Genomic DNA, 7,377 nt, shown 5'->3' with positions numbered 1-7,377 from the left:
GTCTCCGACGGCACCTGCCGGGCCCGGTGACACCACCCCCCAGGTCATCCTTGCGACAGGGGGACACAGTCATGCCGGGCCCGGAGGCCAGCGGCCCTCTTGCAGGACCACGAAGAACATAACGGGGAAGCCCACGGTGCGTGCGTTGTCGGCGGCGCTGGTGCACTGGGTGCGGGCCGGGCAGGGGCGGCACTGGCTCTTGGTGAACCGGGCCACGATCAGAGGTGCCGCGGTGGGCGAGGATGTCGGGTAGGGGCCGTGCCAGCCCGCGCTGACCTGTCCCTGGGGGCAAGTGACCTGCTGCTTGTCGTAGTCGATGTGGAAGTCGTCCCGGGCGAAGCCCTCGTTTCGGCGGTGCTGGAGGGTGGGGTTGCTCTTCAGCGGTCCGGAGACGGTGACCTGGTGTTCGCGGGCGGCCTGTTCCAGGTGGGGCAGGGAGGTGTAGCCGGCGTCGACCAAGTGCTCGGCGGGCAGCAGCCCTCGGCGGGACAGGCGGGTGTGGATGCCAGGCAGCACCTGGCTGTCGTGGGTGGTGGCCGCGGTGGTGGCCACGTCCGTGATCACGTTGGGGCCGTCGGGAGCGCAGGTCTCGGTCAGGTGGGTAGGTCAGGGGGAAGCCCTCGTAGTCTCCCGCGATCACCCAGTTCGTGGTCATGGTGTGCACGGCCAGCTCCCGCCAGGCGCCGAACTGCGGGCCGCAGACGGTGCCGATGCCGTACTGGCAGAAGGAGGGCACTCCAAACAGATTCGCCGTGGAGTGAACGTTCTCCGGCCGTCGCTCCAGATCGGTCAGGCGTAGCTGCTTGACGAAGACCGGGATTCCGTCGACCTCTAACCTCCCCGTTTCGCTTCGGGTGGCTGAGCTGGAGTGATGGCTGTGAAATGGGGTTTCTGATCTTTGGCTGCCGTGTGGGCATGGTCGAGGCCCGACGCGCGGGTCGGTTTCTCCAGGGTTCCTCGGGTCGTGGGTGTGTAGGGACGGTGGCGAGGTTCAGGTGGCTGGCCGTGGCAGTGCCGCTAGGCGGGCGAATGCGCTGGTCAGCTCGTTTCGCCAGGGCCAGGTCGCGGCGATCCGCAGGTGTATGCGGCGTCCGCCGCGGGTGATGCGGGCAGCCGCGTGCAGCAGCCGGTAGCGGAGCTTCTTCGGCTCGGCGGCTGCGAGTTCGCCCTCCAACAGCAGGAGGCGAGTCCAGGCGAGCAGGTCGAGGGCGGTCAGGGACAGCTCCAGCCACGCTTGGTTGACGTGGAAGTGTCGGGAGGGGAAGCGGCCGAAGCCGGTGGTTTTGCCGCAGCGGATCCTGTCCTCGACGCGGGCGTGCGCGCGGTGGCGGACTTCCAGGTGCTGCAATGAGCCTTCGCCGTAGGGGGTGTCGGTGAGGAAGACCTGGTGGCGCATGCCTTCGTCGAGGTCGAACAGGGACAGCTGGGCGCCGGGATGCGGGCGCTCGCGGCGGACGATGATCCGGGTGTTCTCGGGCAGGACCGGTAGGTCAACCAGGCCGGTGAGCTCGGCGACCTGGGCGCCTTGCCGCAGGGTGCCGTCTTGTTCGAGGGCAGGGTGCCAGACCTGGTCGGGCAGCTGGCGTATCGCTCGGCGGACCGGTTCGGTGATGGACCATCCCACGGAGAAGGAGGTGTGGATCCCGCGCGAGCGCAGGGCGCGGATGTGGGCCAGGAACGCTTTGGCGGATCCGGCGCTGTCCGCACGGATGAGGATGTTGGTGCCGTGGCGGTGGGCGTCGGGGAGCTGGGCGAGCGCGGCGTCGAGCACGGTGATGTGGTCCTCGGCGGTGTTGGCCGCGGCGTTGCCGGGCCGCAGCAGGCCGGCCAGGGCCTCACCGGTGTTGTCGAGGAAGCACAGCAGCGGGTGGTAGCCGAAGCCGTGTTTGTAGGTCGGCGCCGCGTGCTCCTTCTCGGAGTGGCAGGTGACCAGGGTGGCGTCGATGTCCAGGACCAGACCCGGCAGTTCGCGTCCGCCTGCACGGGAGGCCGGTATTTCCTCCCGCTTCTCCTCGGCTTGCAGCCAGGCGACCGCGCGGGCGGTGGCACGGGCCGCGCGCAGAGCGCCGAGTGCGGCCGGATCGATGCCCGCCAGCATTCGCCACGCGGTGGGGTTGGACGCGACCGGGCCGAACACCTCGGCCTGGTCCCGCAGCAGGGCCAGGTCGGCGATCGCCTCCCCGCCGTCGGCCAGCATTACCGCCAGGTCCACTGCGATCCGGCCGGGGGCGTGACCGGTGCCGCGCGGTCGCAGTTGGATGTCCGGCTTCGCCAGCGAGGCGAAGACCAGGTTCTTCGGCCGGCGCGTGCGCGCCAGGCCGCTGGCGACCACCTGGAAGATCGGGTAGCCGCCGTCCTCGCCGGTCTCCCGCAGCTCGACAGCGACTGCCCGCAGGTGTGTGTTGATGGTGTCCACGAAGCGCCGCTGCGCCGGCTCGTCGGGGACGACGTCCGGTGAGACCAGGCCCTCGAGGAACCTGGCGAAGCGCGCGTCGCCCGCCTCAAACGCACCGAGGTTTTCGAACAGTGCCTCGGTGCTCCAGTCGCCGGGATTCCGGAACACGTGCTGATCGATCTCTCGCCCCAGACCTGTGGGAGCCCCGAGTATGCGGCCGAACTCGAATGGGTCGTCGTGCAGCACCCACAGCCGATCGAGGAGGTCTCGGAACCGGCCGGCGCCGTGCACCAGGTCCACGATGTCGAGAGCGCGGGCGACCTCACGCCGAGCCTTCTTGAGTATCTCCACGGTGCCCTGCCGGGCCCACAGAACGTCCTGGATAGCGTTGCGGATCGTCGCGTCAATCCGCTCCTGGAGCAGGACGCGCTCGGCCATCATCGGCAGATCGGTGTCAGGCAGGGCCTCCAGGCTCGACTGGACGCGCTCCCATTTGTCCGGGACGGTGCCGGACGTCCAGGCACCGTTCGCGTCGCGGACCGCGCGGGTCGGCGGGCGCAGCGCGGTCATCAACTCCAGGCCCGAGACGGCGGTGGAGCCGCGTGGGGTGAGGACGCGGGTCGCGTAGGTGCCCAGCACACGGGCGATGTCGGCGGCCGGCAACTGATCCATGCCGGGCCAGGAACGGGCGTCCAGGGCGCCCCAGGGCAGCACGGCGAGCTGCACGCACTGCCGCTGTCCGCCGGCCTCCACAGGGCGGTAGACGCGCGCCCAGGAGCCGAACCCACGCTTCGTGAGCTGCCAGCCGGCCGCCGTCACGTCGCGCACCGCCTGGTGGTCATCAGGCAGGCGCAGGCAGCGCCGGTCCGCCAGCTCGCCCGGCAGCCCGAGGCGTTCGGCGGCGGCCGCGGTGAGGACGACCAGCGGGTCGGCGTCCCGACCGGCACGGTGCAAACGCTCCTGCCCGAGCCCGGCGGACAGCGCCCACTCCACCAGCTGCGCCACGGTGGCGGCCGGGCAGTCCAGGGTCCAGCCGTCCGTCAGGTGCGCGGTGCCGGCGCCGTCCAGGACCGCGAGCGGCCCGGCCGGGAACCCGCGCATCGGTGGGGCTGGCCGGCGACGCCGACTTCGCGGTGCGCGGCGCGGCCGGCCGGCGCGATGTCGGCGATGTCCTGCTCCTGGTCGTGCTCGCCGGCCCGGCCGGGGCCGGCGCCGCGGCCGCCGACTCGGCAGCCTCGGTGGGCGACTCGGAGGCGGTGCCGGAGGCCTGCGGCGAGCTCGCGCGGCCGCCGGATTCCGGCCCGCTGACCTGCGGCGCATCGGGCGCCGGGTAGCGCTGCGCGAGGCCTTCGAGGAGGCGGGCGTAGGCGGCGCGGCGCTGCTTCGTGGGCTCGGACCGCCCGGTCTCCCAGCCGGTCACCGTCGACGTGCTGACGCCGAGCGCGCCAGCGACGTCGGGTCGGGAGAGGCCGGCGGCCTCCCGCAGCCGCAGCCGCTCCGCCGGCTCTGGGAGCGGGCGGGCCTGATCGAGGAGCGCGTCGACGGCGCCGAACAGATCGTCCATCCCTACTCCTTCGTGCCGGGCGTAGCCGGGGGCAGAGCGCGGTCCAGGTAGTCGTCGCGCAGTTCCTTGGTGAGCTCCCCGTCCAGGGCCAAGGATGTCCGCAAGCAGTGCGCTACCCGGTCACGCGGGATGCCCAGGCGTCCTTCGGCACCGCGCACGATGCCGCTGATGGCGTAGTGGCCGTAGTCGGGGTGGTGGGGATGAGCCAGTCCAGCATCTTGGTGATGTCGGGCGTGAGCCCGTAGAACTGCTCCTTAGCTTTGGGGTCGTGTTGCAGGGCGAGGTCGTCGAGGACCGCGTGCTCCACGGTGGTGGTAGTGCGCTGGTGGGGATGATGTGGTCAAGGTCGGCTGCGACGGTCCAGGCGAGTCGGTGAGCGACCTTGTGGACCTCTTCCTCACCACGCCAGCGGATGGCCCAGCGTTTGCGGGTGGCGGGGTCGCTGAACAGTTCGGAGCGGAAGATCTCGGTGTACCGGTCCCACAGGTCCTTCACACCGGGGGCGTTGTTGGTCTCGCCGGTGGCCAGGGTGGCGACCACGCTGTCGGTGGAGCGGCTGCGCGCGGTGCCCCAGTCCTGGGCGACTGGGCGGGACCAGGCGCTGCGGCCGGAGATGGTGGCCTGCGGCAGCGGGACGTCGCCTTCCCCGCGGGAGATGTAGGCGCGCAGGGTGGAGGCGGCGATGCCGGCGAGGTCGGCCATCTCCTGGATGCCCAGGAGTTGGTCGCCGGCGAACTCGGGAGCGGAAAGCTTGACCACGCACCGCTCCAACGGCAGCGCGCTGTCGCGGTCAGCGCGGTGCTTGGCCCATAGGGCCAGGTGGTCTGTCCAGTACGTGTTGGTCGTGCCGACAGCCGTCGTCACCGCTGGCTACGTCCGCCGACTGACCATCTTGCAGGCGGCCAAACTGGACAGCTTGTCTCTCACCGGACTACCGCCGGCGTGATGGTGGTGGCGCGGCTGTCAATCACGCAGCCGACAGTCGCCCGGCTGACCCATTGGGCCGTCGTGCCTGCTGATCTTCCGACTCGCCGACCGATAACCGCCGTCAGTACGGCTGGACGCGGGTGAGGACGCAGTGAGGCGGTTCGGCGACGATGACGTACTCGGCGACGCCGAGCGACCCGTCGGCGCCGAGCGGGATGCGTCGCTGCTGCGGCCATTTCACCGAGGCGGTGTTGCCGGGCACCTCACCTCGGTGCTCGTTGATCGCGACGGTCGCGGCGACGACGGCGGAGAACAGCCGAGGGTCGGTGGCCGGGTCGGTCAGGAACCGCTCGACTTCCGGAGCGAGATAGCAGGGCCATCCCTCGCCGTCGTCTTCGTACTCACTCAACAGGCAGCCCCTGGGCCTGCCGCCGGGCGATGACGTCCTGGATCGTGGTCTTCGGCAGCGTGCCGTCCAGCGCGGCCGCGGTGAGGCGGTCGCCGTCCGGGGCGGTGTCGAGCATCGCCTCGCACCACCACCGCCGCAGCACCGCCTCGGCCCGCTCCAGCGGAGCGGTACCCAGCTCGCGGTAGAACTCCATCCGCCGAGGGCCGGACAGCGCGCCGGCGATCCCGTCGACGGTGCGCGGCACCCGCTCACCGTCCTCAGGCTGGTGGTATTGGATCGGCTGAACGCTCATACGCCTCATTCTCCCGTTCCCATCACGTCGCTGTCGATGAAGGCGACAGCCTCATCCGCGCCTGCGAGGCCGGCGACGGCGCGCGGCTTCCATCCGGCAGCAGCCTGGTCAGATGCGCCAGCTGCGGATCCGGTCGGCGGCGTCGAAAATGTCCGCCCGGTTCTCCAGGATGTCCCGTGCGAGGTCGACCAGCGCGCCGTAGGGAGGGTCGATGCCCTCGCCGGAGATGTGCATGTAGGCCACGGCCATCGAGCAGGCGAATCGTATGTTGCTGGCCGGCAGCGGCTTGAGCAGCGCGAGGGTGTGCAGCAGGGCGGCGGCGCGCCAGGCCGCGTCGGAATTGGTTCCGAGGCGGGGCGGGTCGACGCGGTGGCGGGCCACGGCCGCCACGAGGGCGGAGAAGTCCGAGACGGTCGGCTGCTTGGGCAGGACCTCTTCGTGCCGCTGCAGGAGCCAGGGCACGTCGATGTAGATCACAGGCATCGGTCAGGCGGCCCGCGTCCCAGCACCGTCGGAGGGCTCGTCATCGGGGAACGCCGCGGCGAACTCGTTGGCATGCTGCTCGAAGAACGAGCGGAACACCGCGGCTCCCTCCTTCAGGGCGCGGTGCCGCTCGATATCGGCGGCCGCCGCCTCGCGGACCAGGGCCTTGAGGCTGGTCCCACGTTCACGGGCGATAGCGCGGAGCGTCTCGAGCTCGCCTTCGCTGAATTCCACGTTGAGAGCTGGCATACCCCACACCGTAGCGTGCTGGTACCAAAGCGCCAATATGACCAGCTCAGGCTAGCTGAGACCAGGTACCGACTTGCCGGCGCCTGAAGACCACGGACGAGCCGTGCAGGTTCCAGCGGGCCACACCTCGAGGAAGGCCCTGCGGGGCGACAAAGCAGCCGGGTAGCGTGCCTGGCAGACAGGGAAGGGGTGCACACGGGTGTAAGCGTTTCCGCAGTTCGTCGCGGGAGACAGGATCACCGCGCAGGAGATCGAGGCCCTCCAAGCCATGGGGCGCGCGAGCTCCGACGCACGGCACGAGCTCGAGTCAGCACGCGCACTCGACCACCGCATTCACGCACTCATGGGCACCGCGGAAAGCTACGGCGTCGGCATGACGTTCAAGTACCACGAGCAGGCGCTCTTCGATCTGTATCGCGTCAGCGGACGCTACGAGAAAGCGGTCTCCCTGACCACGTGGCGCTGGGTGACTGCATGCGCCTCGACGCTGTACCCAGGAGCCAACGGTCGATGAGCTGCACACGGCGTTGAGCATTCCGTGCCACCAGCTCTTGGCAGCCCGCGATGCCCAGGAGCAAGCTAGCGCGCAGGAGGAGCACGACGCGATCCTCCGTGTCCTCGAGAGGCTCGTCACGGACATCTCCGAACAGCTCAGCATCCCGGAAGCGGTGGCCGGCGTTCACAAGGTGAGCGAGCTCAAGCATCTCGGAGACCGGGATCCGATACACGAAACGGCGTTGGACCGGCTGTTCTTCCTCGCTGAGCAGCTCCCGTACGAGATCAGCTACTACCTCAACCAGTCCCCCGCGCCGAGGTGAGATGTGGGCGGAGACACCGCCGGCCCCCAAGCAGATGGCTCAGCAGGGAGCTGGCGCAGAAGTCGCCGCTGCCGGCCTGCCGCAGAGCTAGATGAATGAGTCCAAGGGGTGTTGTTGCGGTCAGTAGTCATAGGCGATCAGTGATCGCTTCACCGGCTGACCGGTCTTGTCGTTGTGCCAGATCGCCGCGGTGAGTGCGAGGACACGCGTCAGGATCCGAACGGCCACTCCTGCCGGGCT

At 70.0% G+C, this 7,377-nt stretch carries 10 protein-coding genes and 3 pseudogenes; 3 read left to right on the top strand and 10 right to left on the bottom strand.

Annotated elements, in window-relative coordinates; translation table 11 throughout:
• Window positions 1–69 precede the first annotated feature (69 nt).
• The 3 genes and pseudogenes from E1265_RS30600 to E1265_RS39885 form a co-directional block, all read right to left on the bottom strand.
• Window positions 70–564: a transposase gene (locus E1265_RS30600; RefSeq protein WP_243741228.1), complete on the bottom strand. Its 495-nt coding sequence runs from the start codon at window positions 562–564 to the stop codon at window positions 70–72.
• A gap of 37 nt (window positions 565–601) precedes the next feature.
• Window positions 602–835 (bottom strand): annotated as a pseudogene (locus E1265_RS39890) (protein kinase family protein); the annotation flags it as partial.
• A gap of 156 nt (window positions 836–991) precedes the next feature.
• Complete coding sequence (locus E1265_RS39885; RefSeq protein WP_279571478.1) at window positions 992–2,833, bottom strand: IS1380 family transposase; 1,842 nt, start codon at window positions 2,831–2,833, stop codon at window positions 992–994.
• 665 nt (window positions 2,834–3,498) lie between these two features.
• Here E1265_RS39885 and E1265_RS39875 point away from each other — a divergent pair.
• Window positions 3,499–3,729: a hypothetical protein gene (locus E1265_RS39875; RefSeq protein WP_243741229.1), complete on the top strand. Its 231-nt coding sequence runs from the start codon at window positions 3,499–3,501 to the stop codon at window positions 3,727–3,729.
• 71 nt (window positions 3,730–3,800) lie between these two features.
• Here the strand turns inward: E1265_RS39875 and E1265_RS39870 are convergent.
• The 6 genes and pseudogenes from E1265_RS39870 to E1265_RS30560 form a co-directional block, all read right to left on the bottom strand.
• Window positions 3,801–3,959: pseudogene (locus tag E1265_RS39870) on the bottom strand (helix-turn-helix domain-containing protein); the annotation flags it as partial.
• A gap of 120 nt (window positions 3,960–4,079) precedes the next feature.
• Entirely contained in the window at window positions 4,080–4,823 is a 744-nt protein-coding gene (locus E1265_RS30580; protein WP_132934226.1) for a hypothetical protein, read from the bottom strand.
• Between the two features lie 184 nt (window positions 4,824–5,007).
• On the bottom strand, window positions 5,008–5,295 hold the full coding sequence (locus E1265_RS30575) for a hypothetical protein (protein WP_243741227.1): 288 nt from the start codon (window positions 5,293–5,295) through the stop codon (window positions 5,008–5,010).
• A complete protein-coding gene (locus tag E1265_RS30570; RefSeq protein WP_132934225.1) occupies window positions 5,288–5,587 on the bottom strand; it encodes a hypothetical protein in 300 nt (99 codons plus the stop codon). Before E1265_RS30570 ends, E1265_RS30575 begins: the two co-directional genes overlap by 8 nt.
• Before the next feature lie 108 nt (window positions 5,588–5,695).
• A complete protein-coding gene (locus E1265_RS30565; RefSeq protein WP_132934224.1) occupies window positions 5,696–6,070 on the bottom strand; it encodes a toxin Doc in 375 nt (124 codons plus the stop codon).
• Between the two features lie 3 nt (window positions 6,071–6,073).
• A complete protein-coding gene (locus tag E1265_RS30560) occupies window positions 6,074–6,319 on the bottom strand; it encodes a hypothetical protein (RefSeq protein WP_132934223.1) in 246 nt (81 codons plus the stop codon).
• A gap of 343 nt (window positions 6,320–6,662) precedes the next feature.
• Here E1265_RS30560 and E1265_RS37435 point away from each other — a divergent pair, with 343 nt between their 5' ends.
• Window positions 6,663–6,833, top strand: coding sequence for a hypothetical protein (locus E1265_RS37435; protein WP_165953933.1), 171 nt, complete (start codon window positions 6,663–6,665; stop codon window positions 6,831–6,833).
• Between the two features lie 37 nt (window positions 6,834–6,870).
• Window positions 6,871–7,137 (top strand): hypothetical protein, encoded by a 267-nt coding sequence (locus E1265_RS30555; protein ID WP_132934222.1) that lies wholly within the window; start codon window positions 6,871–6,873, stop codon window positions 7,135–7,137.
• A 120-nt stretch (window positions 7,138–7,257) separates the two neighbouring features.
• Here E1265_RS30555 and E1265_RS39865 read toward each other — a convergent pair.
• Window positions 7,258–7,377 (bottom strand): annotated as a pseudogene (locus E1265_RS39865) (IS982 family transposase); the annotation flags it as partial.

This window comes from Streptomyces sp. 8K308 (assembly GCF_004348315.1).
Lineage (GTDB): Bacteria > Actinomycetota > Actinomycetes > Streptomycetales > Streptomycetaceae > Streptomyces.
This window is presented reverse-complemented; position numbering and strand designations above follow the sequence as displayed.

What these genes read in the sequence shown, in the direction of transcription:
- E1265_RS39885 (WP_279571478.1), bottom strand. Translation starts at nt 2,833, where the DNA reads ATGGCCGAGCGCGTCCTGCTCCAGGAGCGGATTGACGCGACGATCCGC.
- E1265_RS30570 (WP_132934225.1), bottom strand. Translation starts at nt 5,587, where the DNA reads ATGAGCGTTCAGCCGATCCAATACCACCAGCCTGAGGACGGTGAGCGG.
- E1265_RS30565 (WP_132934224.1), bottom strand. Translation starts at nt 6,070, where the DNA reads ATGCCTGTGATCTACATCGACGTGCCCTGGCTCCTGCAGCGGCACGAA.
- E1265_RS30560 (WP_132934223.1), bottom strand. Translation starts at nt 6,319, where the DNA reads ATGCCAGCTCTCAACGTGGAATTCAGCGAAGGCGAGCTCGAGACGCTC.
- E1265_RS37435 (WP_165953933.1), top strand. Translation starts at nt 6,663, where the DNA reads ATGGGCACCGCGGAAAGCTACGGCGTCGGCATGACGTTCAAGTACCAC.